The 25,398-nt window shown below is 69.9% G+C and carries 20 protein-coding genes, 1 tRNA gene and 1 pseudogene; 8 read left to right on the forward strand and 14 right to left on the reverse strand.

The features are described from left to right. Positions 1-557 precede the first annotated feature (557 nt). The 3 genes from ACZ7N4_RS32365 to ACZ7N4_RS32375 all read left to right on the forward strand — a co-directional run bounded on the left by ACZ7N4_RS32365 (position 558) and on the right by ACZ7N4_RS32375 (position 1,686). Positions 558-965, forward strand: coding sequence for a hypothetical protein (locus ACZ7N4_RS32365; protein ID WP_471365563.1), 408 nt, complete (start codon positions 558-560; stop codon positions 963-965). Positions 966-1,360: 395 nt separating this feature from the next. Then, positions 1,361-1,564 carry a cold-shock protein gene (locus tag ACZ7N4_RS32370; protein WP_471365565.1) on the forward strand — a complete coding sequence of 68 codons (204 nt, stop codon included), beginning with the start codon at positions 1,361-1,363 and terminating at the stop codon, positions 1,562-1,564. A 48-nt stretch (positions 1,565-1,612) separates the two neighbouring features. Next, positions 1,613-1,686: transfer RNA gene (locus tag ACZ7N4_RS32375), tRNA-Met, on the forward strand. Between the two features lie 166 nt (positions 1,687-1,852). On the opposite strand, the gene ACZ7N4_RS32380 is transcribed toward ACZ7N4_RS32375, so the two are convergent. The 5 genes from ACZ7N4_RS32380 to ACZ7N4_RS32400 form a co-directional block, all read right to left on the reverse strand. Then, positions 1,853-3,772, reverse strand: coding sequence for a lamin tail domain-containing protein (locus tag ACZ7N4_RS32380; protein ID WP_471365567.1), 1,920 nt, complete (start codon positions 3,770-3,772; stop codon positions 1,853-1,855). Between the two features lie 463 nt (positions 3,773-4,235). Next, the gene (locus tag ACZ7N4_RS32385; RefSeq protein ID WP_471365571.1) at positions 4,236-4,373 is read right to left on the reverse strand and encodes a hypothetical protein; all 138 of its coding nucleotides are present in this window, start codon (positions 4,371-4,373) and stop codon (positions 4,236-4,238) included. Positions 4,374-4,546: 173 nt separating this feature from the next. Further along, a complete protein-coding gene (locus ACZ7N4_RS32390; RefSeq protein WP_471365573.1) occupies positions 4,547-5,422 on the reverse strand; it encodes a geranyl diphosphate 2-C-methyltransferase in 876 nt (291 codons plus the stop codon). Between the two features lie 15 nt (positions 5,423-5,437). Then, positions 5,438-6,892, reverse strand: a complete 1,455-nt coding sequence (locus ACZ7N4_RS32395; protein WP_471365577.1) for a family 2 encapsulin nanocompartment cargo protein terpene cyclase — start codon at positions 6,890-6,892, stop codon at positions 5,438-5,440. Positions 6,893-6,970: 78 nt separating this feature from the next. Then, positions 6,971-8,386 (reverse strand): family 2B encapsulin nanocompartment shell protein, encoded by a 1,416-nt coding sequence (locus ACZ7N4_RS32400; protein WP_471365581.1) that lies wholly within the window; start codon positions 8,384-8,386, stop codon positions 6,971-6,973. Between the two features lie 673 nt (positions 8,387-9,059). On the opposite strand from ACZ7N4_RS32400, the pseudogene ACZ7N4_RS32405 reads away from it, so the two are divergent. After that, a pseudogene (locus ACZ7N4_RS32405) lies at positions 9,060-9,290 on the forward strand (Tn3 family transposase); the annotation flags it as partial. A 107-nt stretch (positions 9,291-9,397) separates the two neighbouring features. Here ACZ7N4_RS32405 and ACZ7N4_RS32410 read toward each other — a convergent pair. From ACZ7N4_RS32410 to ACZ7N4_RS32440, 7 genes are all read right to left on the reverse strand, one after another. Then, entirely contained in the window at positions 9,398-10,123 is a 726-nt protein-coding gene (locus ACZ7N4_RS32410) for a dienelactone hydrolase family protein (RefSeq protein ID WP_471365584.1), read from the reverse strand. Between the two features lie 135 nt (positions 10,124-10,258). Further along, positions 10,259-10,498, reverse strand: a complete 240-nt coding sequence (locus ACZ7N4_RS32415; protein ID WP_471365588.1) for a hypothetical protein — start codon at positions 10,496-10,498, stop codon at positions 10,259-10,261. Positions 10,499-10,689: 191 nt separating this feature from the next. Then, complete coding sequence (locus tag ACZ7N4_RS32420; protein WP_471365593.1) at positions 10,690-11,196, reverse strand: GNAT family N-acetyltransferase; 507 nt, start codon at positions 11,194-11,196, stop codon at positions 10,690-10,692. A gap of 22 nt (positions 11,197-11,218) precedes the next feature. Beyond that, a complete protein-coding gene (locus ACZ7N4_RS32425; RefSeq protein ID WP_471365596.1) occupies positions 11,219-11,854 on the reverse strand; it encodes a hypothetical protein in 636 nt (211 codons plus the stop codon). Further along, a complete protein-coding gene (locus ACZ7N4_RS32430; protein ID WP_471365599.1) occupies positions 11,815-12,639 on the reverse strand; it encodes a hypothetical protein in 825 nt (274 codons plus the stop codon). Before ACZ7N4_RS32430 ends, ACZ7N4_RS32425 begins: the two co-directional genes overlap by 40 nt. A 246-nt stretch (positions 12,640-12,885) precedes the next feature. Then, positions 12,886-13,218 carry a helix-turn-helix domain-containing protein gene (locus tag ACZ7N4_RS32435; RefSeq protein WP_471365602.1) on the reverse strand — a complete coding sequence of 111 codons (333 nt, stop codon included), beginning with the start codon at positions 13,216-13,218 and terminating at the stop codon, positions 12,886-12,888. Continuing rightward, positions 13,215-14,294: a tyrosine-type recombinase/integrase gene (locus tag ACZ7N4_RS32440; protein ID WP_471365606.1), complete on the reverse strand. Its 1,080-nt coding sequence runs from the start codon at positions 14,292-14,294 to the stop codon at positions 13,215-13,217. The genes ACZ7N4_RS32435 and ACZ7N4_RS32440 overlap by 4 nt, the downstream gene beginning before the upstream one ends. Positions 14,295-14,936: 642 nt before the next feature. Here ACZ7N4_RS32440 and ACZ7N4_RS32445 point away from each other — a divergent pair. Beyond that, positions 14,937-16,373: a carotenoid oxygenase family protein gene (locus tag ACZ7N4_RS32445; RefSeq protein ID WP_471365609.1), complete on the forward strand. Its 1,437-nt coding sequence runs from the start codon at positions 14,937-14,939 to the stop codon at positions 16,371-16,373. Between the two features lie 513 nt (positions 16,374-16,886). Here the strand turns inward: ACZ7N4_RS32445 and ACZ7N4_RS32450 are convergent. Further along, entirely contained in the window at positions 16,887-17,312 is a 426-nt protein-coding gene (locus tag ACZ7N4_RS32450) for a DUF5959 family protein (protein WP_471365612.1), read from the reverse strand. A gap of 1,149 nt (positions 17,313-18,461) precedes the next feature. Between ACZ7N4_RS32450 and ACZ7N4_RS32455 the strand changes: the two genes are divergently transcribed. Next, positions 18,462-18,977 (forward strand): transglycosylase SLT domain-containing protein, encoded by a 516-nt coding sequence (locus tag ACZ7N4_RS32455; protein WP_471365616.1) that lies wholly within the window; start codon positions 18,462-18,464, stop codon positions 18,975-18,977. Between the two features lie 177 nt (positions 18,978-19,154). On the opposite strand, the gene ACZ7N4_RS32460 is transcribed toward ACZ7N4_RS32455, so the two are convergent. Then, on the reverse strand, positions 19,155-20,084 hold the full coding sequence (locus ACZ7N4_RS32460) for a cupin domain-containing protein (RefSeq protein WP_471365619.1): 930 nt from the start codon (positions 20,082-20,084) through the stop codon (positions 19,155-19,157). A 126-nt stretch (positions 20,085-20,210) separates the two neighbouring features. On the opposite strand from ACZ7N4_RS32460, the gene ACZ7N4_RS32465 reads away from it, so the two are divergent. Together ACZ7N4_RS32465 and ACZ7N4_RS32470 are read left to right on the forward strand one after the other, a co-directional pair. Next, entirely contained in the window at positions 20,211-20,978 is a 768-nt protein-coding gene (locus ACZ7N4_RS32465) for an MBL fold metallo-hydrolase (protein ID WP_471365623.1), read from the forward strand. Positions 20,979-21,720: 742 nt separating this feature from the next. Continuing rightward, positions 21,721-25,398, forward strand: coding sequence for a nitrate reductase subunit alpha (locus ACZ7N4_RS32470; RefSeq protein ID WP_471365627.1), 3,678 nt, complete (start codon positions 21,721-21,723; stop codon positions 25,396-25,398).

The following is a 25,398-nucleotide window of genomic DNA, read 5'->3' on the forward strand; positions in this document are numbered from 1 at the left end:
CGTTCCCACTCGGCATCCGTCAGATCGCCCCGCCCCATGTCCACATCAACGACACGAGTGCGGAGTAGTCACATGATCGGCCGGACAAGTCCTAGCCGGCTGTCCGGGGCCGTTGCCACTCGACCTCCGCCAGAAGCTCCCCACCGTGGTCGGCCCGACCACGAAGCCGACCACGGCGTAGGGCTCATGGCGAGGTAGGGTCCTGGCCGAACAACGGTAGCCGCCCCGCCCTGGACCGACGTGGGTGTGGGCACGGTCGGCCCGGGCCGGCGCCGCGCCGTCCAACAGTGCCCGGGCGACATCGACGGCCACCTCCCACACCACCTCGGCCTCCACCAGGCCGGGCGGGAGAAGGCCGGGGTAGCGGCGCACGCTCATGGAGGACTCTGACGCCGCGTGGACAGTGATCGCATCGTCGCCACCGCCCTGAGACCCGACTCGTGACCGGTGGCTCAACCACCGCCCGGCCCTCAAAGGCATCAGGTTCACAGCGGAAGTTGATTCACATACGACCTCGCCGACAGGGCATTCGGTCCCTACGCGGAAGGGGGACATGGATGAAATCGGGGCTGGGGGTCTCACTGGCACGCGGTGGCACGGACGATCCGTCCGACTGGGCGTGGATCGCCGCGATCTTCGCGCTCTACCTGCTGTTCGGTTACGGGCTGGAGTACCGGTCGAAGAAGCGCAGAGGCATCGCGCGCCCGGCGAAAGCGGCGGCGAAGGGCCTGTTCTCCGAACGTGAGGGCATCAATCCGTGGCAACGCTTCGCCAGTCGCATGCTGATGCTGTGTGGCGCGTTGGCAACAGGATGTGCCGGATACGTCACCCGGAACGCACCCACGGTGGTGCAGTTCCTGACAGCGGGCGTCGTGGCGCTGCTCGGGATCTTCGCGTGGGCGTACTTCGACCACCGTACGGAGCCGCGCAGTGACGACATGGGGGGCCAGCTCAAAGGCGGCTGACAGGATCGTCCGGGGCGCGGCGAACGAGCGAACGACCGCCCACTACGCCTCGTTCGCAGTGGCTCGCCGTCTCGTAGGGCGAGGCGTGGCCCGGGCCGTAGCCGGCGGCGTCCACCACTGCGAGAACGGCGAGCCGCAAGACCGTACTGCTCGCGGCGCCGCTTGCGCCGATGCCGCCGGGGCAATCCGCGCCCTGGTGGGCGGCGCTCTCCGCGAGGGCCGCGTCTGAGAACGGCGCGCCGTCCCGGTGCCCGCCGCCGGCCGTGTCAGCTCGCCGAAGATAATGATCGGATAACCGGGCTGTGAGCGGGGTAGGACGGACGTCGGGTGTCTTCGCCTTGGAAGGCCCTCATCTCACCCGACTGGGTTTCCCAGCGAGAACGAAGGACAGCAGCATGGCCAGCGGCACGGTGAAGTGGTTCAACGCCGAAAAGGGCTTCGGTTTCATCGCCCAGGACGGCGGACCGGACGTCTTCGCGCACTACTCCAACATCACGGGCAACGGGTACCGGGAACTGGTTGAGGGGGAGACCGTCACTTTCGACATCACCCAGGGCCAGAAGGGCCCCCAGGCTGAGAACATCGTCCGCGGCGGCTGACCTCCGGTCCGACCCCGCCTGATCCACCGTGTAGAGTGGCATCACCGACGCGGGGTGGAGCAGCTCGGTAGCTCGCTGGGCTCATAACCCAGAGGTCGCAGGTTCAAATCCTGTCCCCGCTACGAGAGGAAGGGGTCCGCAAGCGCGGGCCCCTTCTGCGTTGACCTGGCCGAACGGGCAGCCTACGTATCGGTGTTGAGACCGCCGCCCACTCTGGACGACGGCCCGGATCGTCGATGAGGTTCGATGCCGCCTCCTTCCACCAGAAGGAGATCTACGCCAGGGGGATCAACAGGGGAAAGTGCCGCTGTAGAGGGCGTGGCCGTAGGAGGAGCTTCCGGCGCCGAAGCCGTAGATGCCGTCATCGCTCCAGACCGCCTCGCGGAAACCGTCGACGCAGGTCGACGTCGGCGCGATGGCGAAGCCCTCCAGGTTGTCGATCGGCATGACGGCCGGGTTACCGTAGGTCGCATCCGGAACGATCGTGCCGGCGGTGTTGACCTTCATGGACGTGTGCGTCTCGCCGCAGGTGTTGTCACAGGTCGCGATGATGCGCTGCGTCCCGGGGTCGAACATCACGTCCATCACGGACGCCATGCCGGTCGAGATCGCGCCGAACGTGGTGAACGAGCCGTCGGAGTTCAGCCCGTAGACGTGCAGCGTGCCGTCCCACTCCAGGCCGGTGACGTACAGGCCGGATCCGTGCAGCGGGTAGTTCGCCGGGTTGTAGACGGCATGGGTGAGCGGGTCGACCCAGCCGTTCGTGGTCAGCCAGCTGTCGGGCACATAGCCGACGCCCTCGAACCCGAGGTTGGCGTCGTCCTTGCTTCCGGTGTCGAGCTGGGGGAACTGCGACGTCATGTCCCACTGGCGGACCGGTGTCAGAGCCGATCCGGTCACGGCGGGGTCGAACTCCATGATCGTGTCCTTGGGGACCGTGTTGTCGGCGTTGTCACGTTCGGACGTCACGTAGATGTGGCCGTTGTCGCCGACCGTTACGCCCTCGGAGTCCGGCTGGCCCGAGCCGTCCGCGAAGCGGATCTGCTTGCCGGTGGCGCTCCACGACGGGTCCGGGACCCACTTGCCGTTGCTCTTGACCAGCTTGTACAGCCGGTTCTTGTTCTTGGCGGCCCACAGCACCGACGGGTTCGCCGGGTCGAACGCCAGCCCGCTCACGTCGCGGCCCTCGGGGCCGGTGGACGTGGTGAACACGCAGACGTTGTCGGTGATCGTGACGTCCAGCCCGCCGGGCCACGCCGACAGGCCCGCCGGGGTCGCGCCCGTGCCGGAGGGGGCCTCAGGAGTGCAGCCGCTGGTCGGTGAGCCCCCGCCGCCCAGCAGACGGCCGGTCTGACCGCCACCACCGCCGGAGCAGGAGTTGGCGCTGCCGAGCGTCGCGGTCGTGGAGGGCTGGAACCAGCCGGTGCCGTTGGCGCAGCGCTCGTCCGACGGCTTGGCGCCGTCGGTGGCCCAGGTCACCGAGTCGACGGTGGTGCCGTTGCCGTCAAGGAGGAAGAACGAGTCGTTGTCGCCCAGACCGAGCGTGGAGTCGAACGTGGCGTAGCCGCCCGCAGGGATGCTGGTTGCGCTCGGGAAGGAGGACGAGATCGAGACCGGCAAGTGGCTGGTGTCGTTGTCGACGTACTTCCACGACCCGATGCCGACCGGGCTCGCACCGCCGTTGTACAGCTCCACGGTGTCCGAGCCGTCGGAGGTGACCTCGTTGATCCGTACCCGGCTCGCCGACGGGATCGACGACGGGCAGCCCGAGGCGTTGGCGGCGCCGAACGTGGTCACCGTGGTCGTCGTCACCCACGCGCCGGTGCCATCGCCCCCGCAGCGCGCCATCGCCGGCTTCGCCCTGTCGGTGACCCACTCCACGCGGTCGACCACCGCACCGCCGGCCGTGTAGATCACCAGTTTGTCCGAGTCACCAAGGCCCTGTGGTGAGTTGAAGGTGACGTAGCCGCCGGCGGTGATCGTGGTGGCGGACGGGGTGAACGACCGCGGCGAGAAGCCGTCGTCGGACATCTTCCAGCCGTTGATGCTCACCGCGGTAGAGCCGGTGTTGTACAGCTCCACCGTGTCGTTGCTCGAGGAGGTGACCTCGTTGATGCGTACGTTTTGGTAGCCGGCCGGGTCGGCGGCAGCCGCAGGATGAGCGGTGAACAGCCCGGTGGCGACCAGTCCTGAGAACGTCAAAGCCACGGCGCATACCGAGGCGACGCCGACGCGTGAGTGTGAAGTAGGCACGAGGCGGAACTCTGCTGAATCGACGTGGAAACAGCGTGTCTTCCGGCTGAATGCCGCCTGCTGACCACCGGAACGCCAGGCGTGCATCGCCGCCACCATCGCGACAGTCTTGCCGAAGACGGCGGGAATCACCGACCTGGCGCATGCGGTCGAGGAGTCCGGCCGGGGCGGGTCGGGTCCCACAGGCTGTGCTTGTCGACGCACGGCTCGCCCGTCTCGTCGGGGACCTGAGCGATGTGATGAGTGAGCTTGCGTCTCTCGTCGCGGACCTCCTGGACGAGCTCCGAACCGGGCCCTGAGCCCGGACGGTACCGATCCGGCCCGCCCACCGCTCACGGGCGGTGGGGACCATACGACGCCGCTCGTTCGCGTCGGGAGCGACGTCGACCTCCTTCCAGTAGGGGCCCGCCTTCCCTCCCTACTGCCGGACGGTCTCCTTGACGGTCACGTCGGTGGCGTCCACGCCGAACGCGGCGGCGGCCGCCTCCCCGGAGAGTCCGGACATCGGCCGTCCGGCCTCGGAGGCGCGCAGCAGCAGCGACAGGTCCTGACGCATGCCGTCATCAGGCTCGGGAGGATCACATGGCCTACCCGGTGTACGGACCCACCGACCGGGCCCGGGCCGCGTTTGACAGGCGTGCACCTCGCGGAGCGGGGGCCCCGGTGACGGACCGGGGGGCCGGGGTGGCCGACCCGGCCCCCAGCCCCCCGGCCCCGCGAGGCTCGGTCTCACACGCGGTCGGCCGCGATCAGAACGTACTGGAAGGAGCCGTCCCGGTAGGACTCGATGAACGCCTCCTCGATCCCGGTGACCAGCGAGGACGTGGCCCTCAGCTCCCAGTAGGGCAGGGTGTCCGCGGTGAGGTCGATGATGGTGTGCGGGACAAGGCGGTTGTCGGCCATGGCGCGCAGGTACTCGCGACGGGAGTGGATGTTGCACTCGAAGTGGGCGTTGATCTGGGAGACCCACTTCGACGGCTGGCCGTAGCGAGGGTTCCAGCAGCCGGTGATCGTCACGTACCGGCCGCCCACCTTCAGGAAGCGGGAGTGCTCGGCGAACAGGTCGTGCAGGTCGACGTACATGGTCGACTCGTTGTTCCACGAGGCCGCGATGCTGCCCTTCTCGAAGGGCGTGTCGAGCATGTTGCACACATGGGAGTGGACGTGGTCATCGATACGGAGTTCACGCGCGCGACGGTTGCCGAAGTCGGCCTGGGAGGCTGACAGGGTGACGCCCTCGACCTTGCAGCCGAAGCGGTGGTGCGCCATGACCATGGACCCGCCGCGCCCGCAGCCGGCGTCGACCAGGGTGTCGTCGGGACCGATGGCACCAAGATGGTCCAGGAGGAGCTCCGCCTGGGCCGACTCCAGCCGGTGCAGCTCCGCGATGAGCTTCTTCTCGTACTCGCTGTGAGCGGGGTCGCCGAGCGCGGCCCGGTCCACGGCGCCGATGCCGTAGTGGTGGTGGTAGAGCCCGTCCACGTCCCCGAGGCGGAGGTTGACCGGCCGGGCCTCGTTGTTCCAGTAGCGGGCGATGTCCTCCTGGTACGGCGTGGCCGGGGCCGGGATCTTCGGGGTGGCGGTGAAGGTCGTGTCAGTGCTCAAAGAAATATCCGTTCTCTACCAGAAGTCGGGCAGGCTGTAGCGGTAGGTGTTGGTGCGGTGCCAGTCGTGGTTTCCGTCGACCCAGGCGGCCACGCCCCGGAGGAAGCGCAGGACGGCGGGCAGGGGGCAGGCCTCCGCGAGGTCGGCTGCGGCGGCCTCGAAGGCTCGCTGCAGTTCGTTGTGGACCTCGACGGCCTTCAGATACGCGTCGCGCTCGGAGAGATGCTCGCGTTCCGCGATCACCACCGGCAGGTTCAGGTGGTGGCCCGGGCTGTCGAGTTCCTTGGTGTACGAGTAGAGGTCGTTGACGATGGTGGTCGCGTTGCCGGCGAGGGCGATGACCCGTTGCATGTCCGGCCGGGCGTGCAGGTCGGCGGGCAGTTCGTAGCCGCCGACCGTGTCGGTGATCGTGGGGCAGGGGCGGAAGTTGTTGAACTGGCGCATCGCCAGGTACTCCCACACCTCCGGGACGTGGCCGATCTGCGCCCAGGCCGCCTCGGCGAGGTAGCCCATGTGCAGCCGGGCCATGTCGTGCCGGTAGCGGTCGGCCTGGGAGGGTGAGGCCGCGCGCACGAAGTAGTCCATCGCGCTGCGGTACGCCCGGCGCGGGGCGTCCGAGGTGAGGGACTCCTGCCACGCCGGCGTGTACTCGGCGGTGGTGTGGAAGTGGTCGAGCGCGGTGTGCGCGAGGAGGAGGCGGCCGCCGAGACCCACGGGTGACCCGCCGTGGTCCTCGCAGTAGCAGTCGTCCACCGCATTTTCCGCGACCATCAGCCGGGCGGCGAGCATCAGGTGGTCGACCGTCGGGGCGTCGGGGTGGCAGACGACCATGTACCGGCCGATGGAGAAGCCGTCGAACTGCCCCTCCCATTCCTCCGGATAGAGCTGGACCTCCTCCTCGGCCCAGCACTTGATCCGGCGGCTCACCTCCTCGACGCGCACCGGGTCGGGCTCCGGTACAGGGTGGTAGTAGAGGCCGGGGACGGCCCGCCCCGCAGCGGGTGGAGCGGGTGCCGCGGACACCGGATCCGGAAGCGGGGGCTTGTACCTCCCGGCCAGGTCGAGCGAGCTCGTGCCCAGTCCGGTCGGTCCGCGCAGGATGCCCTGAAGAGCGGAGCCGGCCGCACGCGTGTCCGGCGCCTCCGGTACGGCGGTGGCAGGCGCCCTCGGGTCCGGCGCCTCCGGTACGACGGAGACGGGCATCGGCGGCGATGACGGCGCCGAGGGCAGTGACGGTGTCGAGGGCAGAGAAGGCGGTGATGGCAACGAAGGTGGTGAAGGCAGCGACGTTCGGGGTGGCGACTGGGTGGCCGGGAGCGTGACCGTCGGATGCAGGGTTGCCAGGAAGTCGGGCGCGGCCGGCATGACCGGGAGGTCCGGGGCCGCCGGCGCCGGGGCGTCCGGCACTGTTGTGGGCGGTGTCGGCCGTTGCTCACGGTGGGATGACCCGAGGGGCCCGGAGTCGGGCATCGGTTGCTCCTAGTTGCGATGGGATGGGCGCTCCGTTGCGCGCGGGGCGTCAGGCGTGCACCTGCAGCGGCCCGGCGTTCACCGCGGTCCCGGGGCGATCTGCACGTTCTCGAGCACGCCGAGGGCGTCGGGCAGGAGCACCGCGGTCGAGTAGTAGGTGCTGACGAGGTAGGAGGTGATCGCCTGTTCGTTGATGCCCATGAACCGCACGGAGAGACCCGGTTCGTACTCGTCCTCCAAGTCCGTCTGCCGCAGGCCGATGACGCCCTGGTTCTCCTCGCCGGTGCGCATCGCGATGATGGAGCTGGTCTGCTCCTTGCTGATCGGGATCTTGTTGCAGGGCAGGATGGGGACCCCACGCCAGGCGGGGACGGACTGCCCGCCGAGGTCGACGTGGTCGGGGTACAGACCGCAGGCGTTGAAGCCGCGGCCGATGGCGGCGATGGTCCTGGGGTGGGCGAGGAACAGCTTGGTGCCACGTCGGCGGCAGAGCAGATCGTCCATGTCGTCCGGGGTCGGCGGACCGGAGCGGGGCTGGATGCGCTGCTTGAAGTCGGCGTTGTGCAGCAGTCCGAACTCTCGGTTGTTGATCAGCTCGTGTTCCTGGCGCTCCCGCAACGCCTCGACGGTGAGCCTGAGCTGCTCCTTGCTCTGGTTCATCGGACCGTTGTAGAGGTCGGCGACCCTGGTGTGGATCCGCAGAACGGTCTGTGCGACGGAGAGCTCGTACTCACGCGGCTTCAGCTCGTAGTCGACGAAGGTGCCCGGCAGATCGGCCTCGCCGACGTGACCGGCCGACAGGGCGATCTCGGCCTCACCGTGCTTGTTCTGCCGCTGCCGCGCGCGGGAGCCGAACGTCTCGACATGCGCACGGAGGTGGGGCGCGGAGGCCTGGACGGCGGTGAAGTCGGCGCGGGAGAGAGTCAGAAGGGTGCCGGAGGTCTCGGCGGTCACCGTGCAGGCGTGGCGGGCGTCGGGGTCCGACAACGCGTTCTCACCGAAGTGGTCGCCGTCCGCGAGCACCGCGATGGCGACCTCTCCGCCGTACTTGCCCTCGGAGGTCTGCCTGACCCGGCCGTGGGCGATCAGGTGGATCCGGTCGGCGGGGCTGCCACGCTCGGCGAGCACGTCGCCCGCCGCGAAGTCGTGCTGTGTGCAGCGGTCGGCGAGAGCGGTGAGGACGTCCGTGTCCTCCAACCCGCGCAGAATGGCCAGTTCACCGAGCTCCAAGGGGATCACCCGGACCGTGGCGCCCTCCTGGACGAACTCGATGCGTCCGTCGCCGAGGGTGTGGCGCAGCCGCCGGTTGACCCGGTAGGCGCCGCCCTTGGCCTCGACCCAGGGCAGCATCCGCAGCAGCCACCGGGAGGTGATCTCCTGCATCTGCGGAGCGGACTTGGTCGTGGTGGCGAGGTTGCGGGCGGCGGCGGTGCTCAGGGACTGCTGCGGTGCTTCGGGTGTGGTCCGAGCTTCCGGGATGCTGTCGACGGACATCGGAGGGCTTTCTCCTTGTGCGACGGGTCGTCCGGCGCACACGGGGGCGCCGACCGGGAGACAGGGAGGGGTGGGCGAGGAGCGGGAGGAATCACGTGCATCCGTTCACCTGCAGAAAGCTAGCCGCTGGACGCGCCGCAGCCATCAGGAAGACCAGATGCTTACCTCGAAGCGGTGACAATCAGTTGATTGGGGTTTAGCACCGCGACATGTGTCATCGCGCGTCCGCGCCTTACACGGGCAGGACGTTGCCGACGGCGACGGCGACGGCGACGGCGACGGCGGGTCCGGTCGTCCCACGGCGCGCAACAGCGGGGGTGCGCAGGCGAGTACGACCGCTCGGTCGCCGCCGCGGGGGCCGAGCCGGGGGTGGGCCCGTACGCCGGCTGCCAGGGTGGAGCAGGCTGCGGCCCGGCGCGGTAACGTCCCGAGGCAGGGGGGTGGTCCGAGCCTGCGGATCGGCGCCGTCGCTCCCCGCCGGCCCACCGGCCCTCCACACCGACGATGCCCCCGTACAGCCGTCCGCACCCTTCGCAGCCACCAGCGACCAGCGACCAGTGACCAGCGACGGGGCAAGGTAGCGGCGACCACCGACGGACGACAGCGCGCAACCGTACCGGTACCGCTCGGGCGATGTCAGCAACTCTTCGTGTCCGACGAACAAGCGGCGTCGTACGGCAACCTGAACAAGGTGATCACGCACTGGCCGGACATGCTGAAGGTTGCCGGGTCCCTGGTCACCATCCAGGTCCGCGCCTACGGCCTGTGGCGCATGTTCGGACACGAGGGGTGCCCGACTCCGCTGGATGCGGAGTGCGCGGGGCACGGGCGGGTCGCGAAGACCGAGCACCTGCTGCGGGTGGCCGACCCGGTGGACGACATCCAGCGGCGGCAGCTTCACCGCCTCCACCCCCGCCTCCGGTGCCCTGCACCCGCTGCGCGACCCGGATGCGCCGGAGCTGGACGAAGACGACGACGGCGGGCAGGAGTGAGTGTCGGGAGCCGATCGGATCAGTTCGTGACGGGCAGGCACTCGGCGAGCAGGGCGACGATGTCACGCCAGGCTCGCTGTGCGTGCCGTGGGTGGTAGCCGACGCCGGGACGCACGGTGTGGTCGACCGGTGGGTGGTGGAAGGCGTGCAGGGCTCCTCCGTAGACCACGAGGCGCCAGTCGACGCCGGCGGCCTGCATCTCTGCGGTGAACGCCTCCCGTTGCGCGGGCGGCATGATCGGGTCTTCCGAGCCGACCCCGGCCCATACCGGGCAGCGAATGCGTGCCGCCTCGCCCGGTCGGCCCGTGGTCAGTGCGTTGACTGTCCCGATCGCGCGCAGGTCGACGCCGTCGCGACCGAGTTCCAGTGCGACCGCACCCCCGGTGCCGTAGCCGATGGCGGCGGTCCGGTCGGGATCGGCCCGTGGTTCGGCGCGCAACACGTTGAGCGCGGCGTGACCGATTCCTCGCATGCGGTCGGGATCGGCGAGCAGCGGCATGCAACGGGCCAGCATCTCCTCCGGGTCTTCCAGGTAGCGTCCGCCGTGGAGGTCGAAGGCCAGCGCCACGTACCCCAGCTCGGCCAGAGCCTCGGCCCGCCGGCGCTCGACATCGCTGAGCCCCGTCCCCTCGGGTCCGATCAGGACTGCGGGCCGGCGCTCGGCACCGGCCGGGAGCGCGAGGTATCCGATCATCGTCAGGTTGTCGGCCGGGTACTCGACCGTACGGGTTGTGACCGTCGTCATGCGACTGGACGGTAGTGACCGTTGCGCCCGCTCGGGGCGGTGTTCACCGATGGCAGACAGCAGTCCGTCCCGACTACACCCCCGACGCGTCCCATGAACCCGTGCAATCAGGGGAGCGCGGCGGCCCGATTCCCATCAGACTCGATGGGGATTCGCCACCGCGCGCACCGCGTAACTGGAGGGCCGTTCGATCGCCGCCTCGCCCGCGACCACGGCGTCAGCCGCGGCGCGATCCCCACGGTCGTCGCGGACCTCACGCCCGACCACACCGCCGCTGACGAGGAGGCATCCGCCCCGGAGCTGCCGGCCACCCTCGACATGCCGGGCGAGGTCGCCGCCTTCCTCCACGCGACCGAGCTGGAGGACGATGATCATCGGGTTGGCGTCGACCGCTGTACCGATGTTCCCCGAGCCCGGCGAGTCCCGCGAGTTCACGCAAACTGAAGGGTTCTCGGTGGGAACTCAAGGGTCCGTCGTCGGGCTCTGCGGAGTTGCTTCCGTGGGTTCCAGGACAACTCGCGACCTTGCTGTTCCTGGTCCCCTGGACGGGTAAGACGCCGAGCGGGTTAGCCAAGAGGGCGGCGGTAGCGCAACTTGTTGAGAGAAGCCCCACCGGTGTTGTCTTCCACGGCTGTTCCGTCTGCGCGCCAGCCGGCAGCTTCGTAGAAGCGCCGGGCGCGACGATTGTCTTCCAGGACCCACAAGGCGGCTTGCGCGTACTCGGCCTGTCGGAGAGTCGGCAACATGGCCAGCATCAAGTGCTTCCCGATCCCAGTGCCCCAGACCTCGGGCATCGCGTAAAGCGTGCCGATTTCTGCGGCGGCAGCGGTCTCCTGAGACGGGCCGAAACCTGCGAATCCGACGATCCCCGCCTCGGTCTCGGCTACCAGTACTCCCGACGATGGCCATCGTGCCTCCGCGATGCGTGTCTTCCACTCGGACTCTTCGCGGCTTGGGTCCATGGCGTCGAGGTAGGGCTGGGGAACAAGACCGGCAAAGGCCGCCTGCCAGGAGCGCACGTAAACACCGGCGACCGCTGATGCGTCATCAGGCCATGCCTGTCGAGTCTGCATGGCCGTCATTCTTCAAGTCTCGTCAATCCGGGCCAAGTTCTTTTCCCAGGGGCGATGCCGAGTGCTCGGCTGCCTGTTCCAGTAGTGCCCGTGCGGAGTCCGCGTAGCGCATCGCGGTCTTCTCGTCGAGCCCGAACACCTCGGCGAGGTGAAGCGGATCGGGCCCGTGGGTCAGGGCCTCTTCGAGCTGCCGGTCGACGCGGAGCCGCTCCAGCGTCGCGTCCTGGCCGCGCGTCGCGGCGCTGATCCAGTGGTTGCCGGCGCGGCTGGTCTTGGTTGCGGTCTGGTTGTTGATCAGTAGGTGGAGGTTCGCGGTGTTCGGCCACCGGTTTCGCCGGTGCTCCAGCCAGTCCAGCAGCAGTTTCAGGGCGAGGTCGTCGAGCGGGCGGACGCGTCCGGCGATGGTCAGCCGTCGGTTGCCGGGGTCGACGTCGTCGAGCATGAGGTTGGCGATTTGGGCGGCCTGGGCGGCGTGGACCGCTGCGAGGGCGAGGATGAGCCGCGTCGCCGGGGTGGTGGCAGCCGCGACGGAGCGGTCGACCTGGGCGGGGAAAAGCGGTTGCAGCACGGCGTACTCGTATTGCCCGACCTTGATCCGGCTGGTGGGGTTGCTGAAGATCAGCCCGTTCCGCTTGGCCCATGTGAACAGCGAGCGCAAGGCGACGAGTTGGTCGTGGCGCTGGTGACCGTGCAGTGTCTTGACGTAGGTGAGGACGTCGTCGCGGGTTCGCGGGCGCCGGCCATCATGGACTCGTACATGACGTCGTCGTCCACGACGCGCAGGTGGTCGTAGGGGTTCGACCATTCCAGCAGGGCCGGGCGGACTCGGTTGAGGTAGAGCCAGACCGTGCCTTCCCGTCGCGGGAGGCTGCGGGGGCCGCCGTCGCGCAGGACGCGGGTCCAGCGCTCGGCCTCCGAGCGGATGCCGGGTTCGAGACCCTCCAGCCTCTCGGCGAGCCAGCGTTCGAAGGAGGGTTCGCTGTCGTCCTCGAAGATCCCCATCTCGTCCAGGACCGTGACGGTGTGGCCGACCGGCAGGTCCAGGGCCCGCAGCGGGGCGAAGATCTCCGTGTGTCGGATGACGTCGCCCTCGACGTAGCCGGTGAGGACAAGGGCCAGGCCGCGGTTGACGGCGAAGCGGATGTTGCGTCCCCAGCCGCGGGTCTCGGCGAGCCGGTGGGAGAGGTACTTTGCCCAGGCCAGCCACGGGCTGGCCAGGTCGGCGTCGGCCAGGGCGAGCCGGCTGTAGTCACGGGGGATCTGTGCGAACAGCGGTAGCTGCCGCCAGCCAGGATCCGGGCGCCAGGCCTGTGAAGGAGGCGGCTTGCGCGGGGCTCCCCGCCGTTCTCCGCGCGTCCGAGCCGCGGGGGTCGGTCTCCTGCGGTAGTGCATCCCGACGAAGAACAGGTGGTGATGCCGGACGGCGGCGAGCCGGTTCCGCACGTCCGTCTCGTCCGTGGGCTGGCCGCCGATGTGCTTCGCACTGAGGCGGGCCTGGCACCAGCACAGGCGGCAGTAGTTCCACTTCAGCGGCTGGACGCGGCGGCAGCCGGTGCATGCGGCCGCATCGTGGCCGCGGCCGAACAGTAGCAGGTGGGGCAGAGGCGGCCGCTGAAGTTTCCCCAGGCCAGGCAGCTGTCGCAGGAGTCGGTGGGCTTGACGTAGCCCTTCGGGAACCGTGCCATCGGCTCACTCCGGCGGCAGCGACCGGCCGTCCCGGCGCTTGGGGGTCACCTTCGGTGCGGCGGTTCCCGCGCCGACCGCGGCCCGTTCGGTCCCCTCTGCCTGGCCGGGGCGGTGAACCTTCTCCGGTTCGGGGATCAGCAGGTCTCCGATCTCGCAGTCGAGGACCACGCAGATGACGTCCAGGTCCTCCAGCTTGAGGGAGACCGGCTGGCCGGACCACAGCCCGGACATCTTGCCGGCCGAGATCACCAGGCCGTGCTCGGCCAGGCTCCGCTGGAGCTCGGACGCCTTCCAGATACCCTTGTTCGCGGCGGTCAGCCGCAGGTTCCACCTCATCGGGCCAGTCCTTCCAGCCGCTTCGCGGCCCGTTCCATCCCGGCGACCCAGGCGTCCTCGACCCGGGTCTGCTGCACGTGGATATACCGCATGGTCGTGGCGATCCAGGAATGTCCGAGAACCTCCTGGATTGCGAGCAAGCCCAGCCCGTTTCCGTAGAGTTGGGACGCGCAGAAGTGCCGCAGGACGTGCGGTGTCAACCTGTCTGTCCAGCTCGGCAGATGAGCGTGGACCGCGTTGTCGAGCCCGTTGCGCAGGGTGTCGTCGCCGACCCTGTGGGCGGTGCCGTCGGTGTTCTTGCGCTCGGAGGGAAACAGTGGGGCACCCGGGCGAGTGTGATCGTCGTCGAACTGACCCCACACGTCCTCGATGAACCACCGCAGTGTCCGGACGGCACCGTTGATCAGCGGAACCATCCGCTCGCGCGGCCCCGAGCCGCGGGCTCCCTTGCCGTGGCGGACGTGGAGTTTGCCGAAGCGGCCCAGGTCCCATTTGATGTCGTCCAGGTCGAGCCCACATGCCTCGCTCACCCGCAGACCGACCTGGGACATCAGCTTCGAGGCGGTGTAGTTCCGGGCGGTGGGGGCGAACTTCCCCCAGGTGGCCAGCTCGCCGCCCCAGCCGGTGAACAACGTCCCGATCTCCGGTTCACTCGGCGGGATCCGCAGCTGGGCGTCCTTGGCCCCGCGCGGCCGGTTCATCTCGTCGATCGGGCACTCGACCACCCGGCCGGTCATCCGATGGATCTCGACCTTGTGCCGAAGCTCCAAGAACATGAAATACGTGCTCAACGCCTGCGACCGGCCCAGCCGGGTGCCGCTCGGCGAGTGCCGCAGCACTTTCCCGAAGTGCACGTCCGCGTCAGCGGGCTCCATGTCCCACAAGGGCCGGCCGAACCAGGTCCTGATCTGATCCAGGTGACCGACGTCCCCGCGGACGGTGCCGTCCGCCAGCCCTGCTGAGGCCCGTGCCAGGACGAACCCGGACAGCACATCGGTCTCGAACCGCTCCAGCTCCTCAGCCGACGCTGGCGCCCAATGCTCACGCAGGTCTCGTACGACTGCCAGCGCCGCCAACCCGAGCCCCCTCACCTTCGACCCGACTGCGAATCGGTCGGACGAGATGAGAACGCTTCAAGAATCCCGAAGTTACGTCACAAGTCGACAGAGCACACGAAGGAGGAAGAACCCCCTGGCCACGGGCCCAGGGACTCAGCGGGGCTCAGGGGAACTCACGGGATGTCGCACAATCCATGGGTCTTCGCGCCGACGGGCCCGCTCTCGCCGGTTGCCCGCTGGCTTGCGAGCGCAGCGCCCCCCTGCCGGGCACGTTCGACGTGTGACTGGACAGCAGGAGGATCGCCGACGCGGTCGCACACCGTGCCTGGACCGCGTGAGGCGGGATGACGGCGTCGAGTCGAGCACCACCACATCGCGATCGGCCCGTTGTGTCGTCGCCGAGTCGCTCGAAGTGGCTCGTGGTCGCTCGTGTGCCGTGGGCGTGAGGCGGGGGGTGACGGCGACCGGCCTGGCTGGGCCGGACCAACGCCACCGTGTTCCGCGTGGACGGCGCAGGGGCGTCAGCGTCCTGTCCGTCGACAACGACCATGGGCCGGCATCACCTGATGAGGAGGCGGTGTTGCCCGCGCTCGGAGTGGCAGTGGCGGCCGATCGGCATTTGACTGGTCATGTGCCGTTGCTCCATCCGGGGGTGATCTCGTGGCCGCACCCGCTGACGCGTTCGATCCGACGCGTATCGCTCATCTCACCGGCCGGTTCGCCCCTGTGACGGAGGAAGTCGACGCAGTGGATCTCGAGGTCACGGGGGAGCTGCCCGCTGACCTCGATGGTGTCTATCTGCGTAATGGCCCCAATCCACGCTTCACACCGATCGGCAGCTACCTGTATCCGCTCGACGGTGACGGAATGGTTCACGGCGTGTGGCTGTCCGCCGGCCGTGCTCGGTACCGCAACCGCTTCGTCCGCACGCCGGCCATGATCGCGGAGGAAAAGGCGGGTCGAGCGCTGTGGGGCGGACTGGAGTCCATGATCCTTCCTGGGGTCGAAGAGGTCGGGGACGTACTGGCGAACACGTTCAAGCCGCTGCCCGACATCAACGTCGTCCAGCACGCCGGCCGCCTCCTCGCCCTCGCCGAGTCCGACTGCCCCTACCTGATGAGCCCGGACCTCGCCACGCTCGGCAAGGAGACGTTCGGCGGGCAGTTGCCCGCGGGCATCACCGCCCACCCCAAGATCGATCCGGTGACCGGGGACATGGCCGTCTTCTGCTACGCGCTCAGCCCCCCTTATCTGACCTGGGCGGTCATAGGCCCGGACGGCGTCGTCCGCAAAGGCCCCACACCGGTGGACGGTGTCGATGAAGCGCAGATGATCCACGACATGGCCCTGACCCGCCGGTATGTCGTCCTGGTCCTGGCGCCGGCGTTCTTCGACATCGAGGCCGCCATGGCCGGGGGTTCCTTCATCACCTGGCGCCCGGACCGAGGCACCCGCATAGCGTTGATCCCCCGTGACGGCGGGCCCGTACGGTGGGCGGACGACGACGCGTTCTGGCTGTGGCACACGGTCAACGCCTATGACGATCGTGACGGACGTGTGGTACTCGACTTCGTCCAGTGGCCGTCACTCACTCTCGGCCCCGGCTCCCCCGAGAGCCGGTCCCGGGAAATCGGACAGCACGGCCTGACACGAGCCCTCATCGACCCGGTCGCGGGCACGGTAGGACGCACGCTGCTGGACGACGCCCGGGTCGAACTGCCCCGCATCGACGATCGAGCCCTGACGAGCCCGCACCAGTGTCTCGCCGTCGCCTCCGACAGCGGCCGGACCGACGGTCTCCTGCCCGGTGAGTACGATGCCCTGCGCTGGTACGAGGTAGGTGTGAACCGCGCGTCGGCGCAGTCGTGGAACGCCGGGAACCTGTCGGTCGGCGAGCCCGTGTTCGCCCCCGTGCCCGGAGCGTCCGGCAGCGAGCGCGGCTACTGGATGACCTTCGCGACCGACCGCACCGACAGCACCAGCTGGCTGCTCGTCCTGCCCGCCGATGACCCCGCCCAGGGTCCTGTCGCCCGGGTCCGCATCCCCGTACGAGTGCCGTTGGGCCTGCACGGCAGCTGGCTGCCGACCGAGGAGTGACGACGACCGGAGCGATGCGAAAGCACCGCGTCAGCACGGCACGCACCCTCACGATCGCCGGCATCGTCGGAGCGGACGTGGGGGCCGGTACCGGTACGCGGTCCCGCGTCCGAAGCGAGGACCAACCAGTCCTGATCGGCGCCCGACGACGTGGCCAGGGCCGCGACCGGCCCCGACGACATCGCCAAGGCCGCGACCGGCAGAGGCGAACATCCTCGTCCGCGGACGGGCAGACATCGCGGCGCCGACCGTGCCGGCCGCCTCCTCGGCCTGCTCCGCTTTCCGTAGCGGCATGCCGACCGTGCCCGCGGGACGGGTTCCGACCCTGTCGGGACGGTGCCGCGAACCCGGCAAGGGCGCGCAGGCGGTGCTGACGCGGAGGCCGGGGCCCTTCGCGCCCAGGTCGGCGCGTGACTACGTCCGTGCGGCCCGGGCCTGTCGCTCCTCGCGCCCGTGCCGCTGCGCTTCTTCACGCTGGGCTGCGCGCTCATCTGCCGGCGGCGGCTTGTCTCCCTACCCTGACAGCATCGGAACCCAGTGATCCATCACTTGGCGCAGGCGCTGCCGGTGGTCGGCAATCCAGTCGTCCGGCGGGACGAGCGGGACACGCACGGTGACCATGGATCCCGACTCGTCCTCCACAACAACCTCAGGGCAGCCACGCTCGCCGGTGAGCTGGATGAAGATGGACGGCCCCCTGCTCATCTCCATCCAGGCCTCGATGCCGGCGTCAAGCCGATCCAGCGCGTCGGCCCAGCCTTCCAGTCTCGAAACCCACAGCGCGAGGTCGATACGGCCGGACACGAAGGGCGTCCTGACGACGATTTCGGCGTTCAGTCCGGCAGTCCACCTGGGGTTGCGTCCCAGCACGTTGACAGTGACGCTGTTCCCCTCGTCATCGGCAAGGGAGATGAGCTCCCTCGGGGCACCGTCACCCATGCCTGCCCTTTCGTCCGCGAGTCGTGAGAGATCCTCGCCTGGTCAGAGGCCATCGTCCACCCCATTTTGTTTGCGGTTCCTAGAGACGCCCCGATCCTCAGCAGGGAGGAGCGGTTGCGGTCACCGTGACCAGGAGACGGGCAAGGAGCCGGGAACGCGCGGTTCGCAGCGCGGCAACGGCTGCAGGAGGGGCGTTCCCCGCCCTGCGCGTACAAGGCCGCGGCTGTCAAAGCGGCAAGCTCGGCCCATGCTGAGGACCGGCTTCCGCGCGGCGAGCTCGGCCCATGCTGAGGACCGGCTTCCGCGCGGCTGAGCGGAAGCGGCGGTCAAACGGTCCCAGGCCAGCCGTGCCAGGGGTGTGCCCGTCACCGCCGGCAGGTCCGCGACGTCCGTCACCACAGCTGCGGCCGCGTGCCGCGTCGCCGCGCACGGCCTGAGGCCCAGGGTGTCGACGGGAGGGCCATTGACGCCGCACCGATCGGCCGCACAGGTCAGGAAGGCGAGCACCTGCCGCAGCGGTCCGGGGACACCAAGCGTCTGAGGTCACATTGCCGCTGCTGAAGAAGCGATACGAATGTTTGCCGTCGACGCGGTTTCGTGGTTCGACATCCACTGGGTCGTGGGCTCCACCCCCGGCGCCGTGCGGGGTGTTACGCCCCGCGGTGACGCGGTCAGAGCCGGCCGGCCGGACCCGACACGGGTATAGCGCCGCGCGTTCTCGGTTCTCTGGGGGCCTGCGCCTGTCTGGTCCGCACCCCGGTCGGCAGGTATCCGCCTCGCTCGGGGGTGGGGGAGTGTCCGGATCGGGGCGGATACATCCGGGTATTCGGTGACGCGGCCCATAGGGGCCATGTCACATCCTAAGAGGGGCCGTAGAGGCGCGCTCCGGCAAGCAGGCGTGAAAGAAGAGAAATGCCCGCTTTAGCGCATTTCTCCGAAGCTGGATAGTACGTCACATTCTTGCCTTGGTCCGGCGGGCCACCTAAACATGTTTCTCGTTGCCGCAAGCCGCAGGGCCGACCGGGTGTTGATCACCGGACGTGCCCGCTGCGCCGTGCAGCACAGGGCCTCATGCCGACGCCCTGCAGGCCGCGACCGGTGCTTCCGGCCGGCGCCTTCAACGACGTCCCACAGGAGAGTCCCTTTCTCATGACCGCGATCACCGCCACCCGCCGCCTTGCCCGCCTCCGCTCCCTCGCTCTGACCGGCATCGCCACGACCGGCGCCGCGGCCGCTGCCCTCACCCTGATGCCGACCTCCGCGCATGCCGCCGAGGCACCGCAGGGCGCCCACAGCGTTGCCGCTGCCTCGCGAGACAGCCGAGCCGACTCCGCCGCCGGCGGCGCGAACAACCTCGACGGCTGGATCAAGAAGTCCCTGGCCATCATGAAGCAGAAGGGCATCCCCGGCAGCTACGAGGGCCTGCACCGCAACATCATGCGCGAGTCCGGCGGCAACCCCAACGCGCAGAACAACTGGGACGTCAACGCGCAGAAGGGCACCCCGTCCAAGGGCCTGCTGCAGGTGATCGAGCCGACGTTCAACGCCTATCACGTCGCCGGAACCGCCCACAGCCTCACCGACCCGGTCGCGAACATCACCGCGGCCGCCAACTACGCCGCGCACCGCTACGGTTCCATCGACAACGTCAACTCCGCGTACTGAGCCGCACGCCGGTCCGTCACACCGTGCTCGCCGTGACGACCCGCACCGTGTCCCGACCGTGAGAGTGGCAACGAGGCCCGGCCGCACACGACCTGCTGACCGGCCCGTGGCGATGCCTGGCCGGCCAGGCCGCGAGCGCCTCGGAGGATCGATCGGGCCGCATGTGCACTCGGGTGCTCATGGACGGCGATGGTCCGTGCGATGGCGGCTCGGCGGTGTTCCCCACTGACGGGTGAAGGCCCGCGAGAATGCCGACACCGAGGTGTAGCCGACGCTGCCGGCCACGGCCGGAAGCGTGTCGGCGGTGTCGCGGAGGCGCCGGCCGGCCAGTTCCAGGCGCCAGCGGGTGAGGTAGGCCAGTGGTGGCTCGCCGATGAGGTCCGTGAAGCGCCGGGAGAGTGTGGCGCGGGAGACGCCGACCCGGTGTGCCAGTTCCTCGATGGTCCAGGGCCGGGCGGGGTCCTCGTGCAGGAGTGAGATCGCGGCAGCGACCTCCGGGTCGCGCAGGCCCAGGACCCAGGACGTGCCGCGCTCGCCCTGATCCGCGGTCCACCGGCGCAGGATGTGGACGAACAGCACATCGGTCAGCCGGTCGATGACCGTCTGGGAACCGGGCCGGGGTTCGGCGAGTTCGGCTGTGAGCATCCGGAGGGTGTCGGCGAGTTCGGTCCGCTCGGGCGCTTCGCCGTCGACAGCGGGCAGGACCAGCAGCGGTGGGAGTGTGAGCAGCGGGCGTGAGACGCGCCCGTCGAAGCGGTAGCCGCCGCAGACGATCCTTGTCCGGGGGCCCGGGCCGGGGATGTGGATCTCCGATTCCCCGGGCCCGGGGTGCGCGGCCACGAGGTCGTCGTACGGGGTTGCCGGCCCGCTCGGGGCGCCGGACATCACGTGGCCGGCGCCGACGGGCAGCAGGACCAGGTCCCCGGTGGAGAGCCTGACCGGTTCGGCCCCCGGGCGGCGCAGCCAGCAGGAACCGCTGACGACGGTGTGGAAGACCGCGATCGGCAGCTTCGGGAACTCGATGCCCCAGGGCGCAGACACGTCGACCCGGGCGAGCACGGTGCCCCCGACCTTGGCTGCGGTGAGGACATCCGCCAGGGCGTCCATGCCCACAGGGTAGTCGAACGCCTGAGACGATCGGCAATCAATACGCGCCTTACAAGCATGGAGCGGCTCAATCGGCGCCCGTACCGTCGAGGCGTCCGAACCTGTTCACTGTGAACGGAGTACTCCGTGCCCGGCACGAAGGTCATCCCCCTCCCGATCCTCGGGAAGCGGAACGTCACCGCATATCTCCTCCTCGGCCGTCGGCCGGTCGTCGTCGACTCCGGTGTCCCCGGCAGCGGCCGCAAGGTCTACGAGCATGTGGCCGAGCAGGGGGTGGACCCGAAGGACATCTCCCTGATCGTCGTCACCCACGGTCACATCGACCACTTCGGGGGAGCCGCCGAACTGAGCCGTCTGACCGGGGCGCCGATCGCCGCGCACGTGAACGATCTTGGGCAGTACACCAGCGGCCGGGTGCGCGAGCCCTACCTTCCGACCGGGATTCTGGGCAGGCTTCTGGCCACGCTCCCGCCTTTCCACGTGCGGGCGGAGCCGTTCACACCACAGGTCATCGTCCGCGGGGAGACGCCGTTGGCGGACTACGGCATCGACGCACGCATCGTCCCCACCCCGGGCCACACCGCCGGGTCGGTGTCAGTCCTCACCGAGGCGGGCGACCTCGTCGCCGGAGACCTGATCGCGACACCGCTCCTGGGGCTGCTGCCCCGCCTGCCCTGGAACCCGCCGTTCCATGACGATCCCCTCGCCAATCTGGCCAGTCTCCGGCGCATGCTCGACCTGGGCCCCGAGCGACTGCACGCGGGGCACGGCGGCATGCTGGACCCCGGCCGGGTACGGCGGTGGGTGGCGAAGGAGCAACGACGTCTTGAGCGGCTGGAGGCGAAGGGACGGCTGCGGGGACGCGTGGGCGACGACGTCTCCGGCGATGCCTGAGAGCCCGTCACGCCCCGGTTAGCTCGCTGCCCTCGACGGTGCGAGGCGGATGGGGAAGTGCGCAGCGGTCTTCACACGTCGGGGTCGGCGTCCGGGCCGGTGTCCGGCCCCCAATCATCGTCGCGGCCACCGCCCCGGCCCAGGTCGCCGGTCCGGCGGGGCGTCCGGGCCACCGCCTCCGCCTGGGTGGCGGATTGGCCGGCTGCGCTGCGGAGGTCCTGCACGGGATCAGCCCCCGCCGGACCGGCGTGATCGGGATCAGCCCCCGCCGGACAGGATCGGTGGCTACGGCATCCGCCCGATCGGGCAGCTCGCTGCCGTGTCCGCGTCACCGGGCGGCAGCCTCTGCCGGGCCGGAAGGCCGGCCGGCTCGCCGCCGACCGCGCCCGGGGCGCCGGCCCCCGCCCCGTCGTTCCCCAGTCCCCGCCCCGTCGCCCCCGGGGCCGCCGGCCTGCGTCGCCGTGCGCCACGGGCTTCCCGAGCCACACTCCGGCCGGCGCCGCTGCCCGCACACCATGCCGAGCGGACCTTCAGCCCGCGCCCGAGCGGGAGGCGACCGGCGACGGCAACGACCTGACCAACACGGCCCCCGCAAAAGCACATGTCTATAGCAATTATTGCAAAGTGCAAGGAAAACAACGTATAGAGGGTCTCAACTCTCCGTAGTCAAGTAACTCCGCTGTGTCGCGATGCTGCACGCTGGCGGGAGCGGAATACCGACTGCGCAAAGGGAGTGAAGACGGTGCGACGGCGTGGTGCCCGACGGGAAGCGGAACGAGCGGCGGCCCTGGCCGCCGATCAGCTGCTGCGGGCCGGGACCATACTGCGGCGCACCGAGACCACGCCCGACCTGCGGGCGGTCTTCCGTACGGACCAGGGCGTCAACGACGCTCCCTACCGGGAGCGATGGGCCCACGACAAGGTCGTCCGTTCCACCCACGGAGTCAACTGCACGGGTTCGTGCTCGTGGAAGGTGTACGTCAAGGACGGCCTGATCACCTGGGAGACCCAGGAGACCGACTATCCGTCGACGGGCCCCGACCGGCCCGAGTACGAGCCGCGCGGCTGCCCGCGCGGCGCGTCCTTCTCCTGGTACACGTACTCGCCCACGCGCGTGCGCCACCCGCACGTGCGCGGCGTGCTGCTGGAGATGTACCGCGAGGCCCGCGACCGGCTCGGCGATCCCGTGGCCGCGTGGGCCGAGGTCACCACGGACCCCGCCAAGCGGCGCCGCTACCAGTCCGCGCGCGGCAAGGGCGGCCTGGTGCGCGTGGGCTGGGAGGAGGCCCTGGAGATCGCCGCCGCCGCCCACGTGCACACCATCGCCGCGCACGGGCCGGACCGGGTGGCCGGTTTCTCGCCCATCCCGGCGATGTCGATGGCCTCCCACGCGGTCGGCGCCCGCTTCATGTCGCTGATCGGCGCGCCGATGCTCACCTTCTACGACTGGTACGCCGACCTGCCGATCGCCTCGCCCCAGGTGTTCGGCGACCAGACCGACGTACCGGAGTCCGGGGACTGGTGGGACGCCGCCTACCTGATGCTGTGGGGCTCGAACGTCCCGGTGACGCGGACGCCCGACGCGCACTGGATGGCCGAGGCCCGCTACCGCGGCCAGAAGGTCGTCGTCGTCTCGCCCGACTACGCGGACGCCACCAAGTTTGCCGACGAATGGCTGCACCCGCACCCGGGCACCGACGGCGCCCTGGCCATGGCCATGGGACACGTGATCCTCAACGAGTGCTACGTACGGCGCCGGGTGCCGTACTTCACCGACTACGTCCGCCGCTTCACCGACCTGCCCTTCCTGGTCGAGATCGAGGAGCGGGACGGATCGTACCTGCCGGGGAAGTTCGTCACCGCGGCACTGCTCGAACCCGGCGGGGACGACGAGTACGCCGCCTGGAAACCCGTGCTGCTCGACGCCGGCTCCGGACGCCCGGTCGTTCCCAACGGCACCCTGGGCGACCGCTGGTCCAAGGACGGCGAAGGGCGCTGGAACCTCGACCTGGGGGAGGTCGAACCGGAACTCACCGTGTACCGGCCCGGCGGGGACGCCGTTCCCCTCCGGCTGCCCCGCTTCGACGGCGGGCCGCCCGTGACGCGCGGGGTGCCGGTGCGGGAGGTGGCCGGACGCCGGGTCACCACCGTGTTCGACCTGCTGCTCGCCCGGTACGGGGTCGGCCGTGCCGGACTGCCGGGGGAGTGGGCCGAGGGCTACCACGACGCCGGCCGGCCGGGCACGCCCGCCTGGCAGGAGTCGATCACCTCCGTGCCGGCCGGCGCCGTGGTGCGGCTCGCCCGCGAGTTCGCCGAGACCGCGGAGAAGACCCGTGGCCGCTGCATGATCGTCATGGGAGCCGGCACCAACCACTGGTTCCACTCCGACACCATCTACCGCTCCTTCCTCACCCTCCTGCTGCTCACCGGCTGCCAGGGTGTCAACGGCGGCGGCTGGGCGCACTACGTCGGCCAGGAGAAGGTGCGCCCCTACGCCGGCTGGCAGCAACTGCAGTCGGCGGCCGACTGGGTGCGTCCCTCCCGGCAGATGGCCGGGACGCCGTACTGGTACCTGCACACCGACCAGTGGCGGTACGACACGCACACCGCCGACGCGCTCGCCTCACCCACGGGAAAGGGCCTCTTCGCCGGACGGCACACCGCCGACCTGGTGGCCCAGTCCATGCGGCTCGGCTGGATGCCCTCGGCGCCCACCTTCTCCGCCAACCCGCTCGACCTCGGCCGGGCGGTGCACGCCAGCGGGCACGAGCCGGGCGAGTGGGTGGCCGCCCAACTTGCGGCGGGCAAGCTGTCGTTCGCCTGCGAGGATCCGGACGCCCCCGCCAACTGGCCCCGCGTCCTCACCGTGTGGCGGGCCAACCTGATCGGCTCGTCCGCCAAGGGCAACGAGTTCTTCCTGCGCCACCTGCTCGGCGCGAGCGACAACGCGCACGCCGAACAGGCGCCGCCCGGGGCCCGGCCGCGGGAGGTCGCCTGGCACGAGGAGGCGCCGCGCGGCAAGCTCGACCTGCTGCTCGCCCTCGACTTCCGGATGACGGCGACGACACTGATGGCCGACCTGGTGCTGCCCGCCGCCACCTGGTACGAGAAGCACGACCTGTCCAGCACCGACATGCACCCCTACGTGCACGCGTTCTCGCCCGCGATCAGCCCGCCCTGGCAGGCCCGCACCGACTTCGAGATCTTCCACGCGCTGGCCGCGAAGTTCAGCGAACTGGCCGTCGGCCGGCTCGGCACCGCCCACGACCTGGTGGCCACCCCCCAGCAGCACGACACCCCCGGGGAGACGGCACAGCCCGGCGGCACGGTGCGGGACTGGCGTACGGACGGGGCGCCGGTGCCGGGCCGCAACCTCCCCCAGGTCACGCTGGTCGAACGCGACTACACGGCCGTCGCCGCGAAACTCGCCGCCTTCGGACCGCTGGCCGAGGAGCACGGGATCACGGTCAAGGGAGTCACCGTGCGGCCCGGGCCCGAAGGCCGCTGGCTGGCCGCCCGCTGCGGCACGGCCGGCTCCGGGCCGGCCCGCGGACGGCCGCTGCTGGACACCGACGTGAAGCTGTGCGAAGCGATCCTCGCCCTGTCCGGCACCACCAACGGACGCCTCGCCGCGGAGGGGTTCGCGCGGCTCGCCGAGCGCTGCGGGCCGGGCAGCGGCTTCGACGCCCTCGCCGAGGCCGCCCGCGAACGCCGCGTCGTCTTCGCCGACACCCAGGACCGGCCGGTGCAGGTCGGCACCAGTTACGAGTGGTCCGGCAAGGAGGCCCCCGACCGGCGCTACGCGCCGTTCACCGTCAACACCGAGCACCGCAAGCCGTGGCACACCCTCACCGGACGCCAGCACTTCTACCTGGACCACGACTGGATCGCCGAGCTCGGCGAGCAACTGCCCGTCTACCGGCCGCCTTTGGACCTCAGCCCCCGGGCCGCCACCGGCGAACGGGAGGTCGACGTCCGCTACCTCACCCCGCACTCCAAGTGGTCGATCCACTCCGAGTACCAGGAGAACCTGCTCATGCAGACCCTGGCCCGGGGCGGCCCGGTGATCTGGATGAGCGTCGCCGACGCCGAGGCCATCGGCGCGGCCGACAACGACTGGGTGGAGGCGGTCAACCCCAACGGCGTCGTCGTCGCCCGTGCCGTGGTCTCCCACCGCATGCCGCCCGGCACGGTGTTCATGTACCACGTGCAGGAACGCCTGGTGAACGTGCCCCGCAGCGAAAGCACCGGCCGGCGCGGCGGCGTCCACAACGCCCTCACCCGCATCCTGCTCAAACCCACCCACCTCATCGGCGGCTACGCCCAGCTGTCGTTCGCCCCCAACTACTACGGACCCACCGGGAACCAGCGCGACGCACGCACCGTGATCCGCCGCCGCGCCCAGGAGGTGCAGTACTGA

The organism is Streptomyces sp. NPDC107654 (assembly GCF_055639035.1).

What these genes read in the sequence shown, in the direction of transcription:
- ACZ7N4_RS32400 (WP_471365581.1), bottom strand. Translation starts at nt 8,386, where the DNA reads ATGTCCGTCGACAGCATCCCGGAAGCTCGGACCACACCCGAAGCACCG.
- ACZ7N4_RS32395 (WP_471365577.1), bottom strand. Translation starts at nt 6,892, where the DNA reads ATGCCCGACTCCGGGCCCCTCGGGTCATCCCACCGTGAGCAACGGCCG.
- ACZ7N4_RS32415 (WP_471365588.1), bottom strand. Translation starts at nt 10,498, where the DNA reads ATGATCATCGTCCTCCAGCTCGGTCGCGTGGAGGAAGGCGGCGACCTC.
- ACZ7N4_RS32450 (WP_471365612.1), bottom strand. Translation starts at nt 17,312, where the DNA reads ATGGGTGACGGTGCCCCGAGGGAGCTCATCTCCCTTGCCGATGACGAG.
- ACZ7N4_RS32370 (WP_471365565.1), top strand. Translation starts at nt 1,361, where the DNA reads ATGGCCAGCGGCACGGTGAAGTGGTTCAACGCCGAAAAGGGCTTCGGT.
- ACZ7N4_RS32460 (WP_471365619.1), bottom strand. Translation starts at nt 20,084, where the DNA reads ATGGACGCCCTGGCGGATGTCCTCACCGCAGCCAAGGTCGGGGGCACC.
- ACZ7N4_RS32365 (WP_471365563.1), top strand. Translation starts at nt 558, where the DNA reads ATGAAATCGGGGCTGGGGGTCTCACTGGCACGCGGTGGCACGGACGAT.
- ACZ7N4_RS32385 (WP_471365571.1), bottom strand. Translation starts at nt 4,373, where the DNA reads ATGCGTCAGGACCTGTCGCTGCTGCTGCGCGCCTCCGAGGCCGGACGG.
- ACZ7N4_RS32435 (WP_471365602.1), bottom strand. Translation starts at nt 13,218, where the DNA reads ATGAGGTGGAACCTGCGGCTGACCGCCGCGAACAAGGGTATCTGGAAG.
- ACZ7N4_RS32420 (WP_471365593.1), bottom strand. Translation starts at nt 11,196, where the DNA reads ATGCAGACTCGACAGGCATGGCCTGATGACGCATCAGCGGTCGCCGGT.
- ACZ7N4_RS32455 (WP_471365616.1), top strand. Translation starts at nt 18,462, where the DNA reads ATGACCGCGATCACCGCCACCCGCCGCCTTGCCCGCCTCCGCTCCCTC.
- ACZ7N4_RS32410 (WP_471365584.1), bottom strand. Translation starts at nt 10,123, where the DNA reads ATGACGACGGTCACAACCCGTACGGTCGAGTACCCGGCCGACAACCTG.